We start from the raw sequence: 346 nt of genomic DNA on the forward strand, positions 1-346 counted from the left end.
TTTCCCTTGCCGGTGGAAGCCGCCTGGTTCGATGACTTGACCAACGTCACGCAGCAAGAGCATGCTGACGAACAGAGAGACCTTGACTGCAGGCTCCATTTCATTCCGCTCTTAGGACGTTGTCGGTCATGACGCGCGTTACGGTGACGCCGAGGCTTGCATAATAGGCGACCGCCGCCTTGAGGAAGGCGACGGCGCTTTCCTTCTTCTCGTCGGGCCGGATTTGCGAGAAGGCGATGCGAGAGGCGTCGTCGATGCAGACATGGACGAACTCCCAGCCGGCGCCGCGCGATTTGCCCTTTTGCGGATCACCGGTGATGCGGTGCCCGACCTGGCTGAAGCGGCC

At 61.3% G+C, this 346-nt stretch carries 1 pseudogene; it reads right to left on the reverse strand.

Features of this window, described 5'->3' with window-relative positions:
• Positions 1–118: 118 nt before the first annotated feature.
• Positions 119–346: pseudogene (locus O7A61_RS32490) on the reverse strand (IS481 family transposase); the annotation flags it as partial.

This window comes from Mesorhizobium sp. Cs1321R2N1 (assembly GCF_037179725.1).
In the GTDB taxonomy this organism is placed as follows: Bacteria; Pseudomonadota; Alphaproteobacteria; order Rhizobiales; family Rhizobiaceae; genus Mesorhizobium; species Mesorhizobium salmacidum.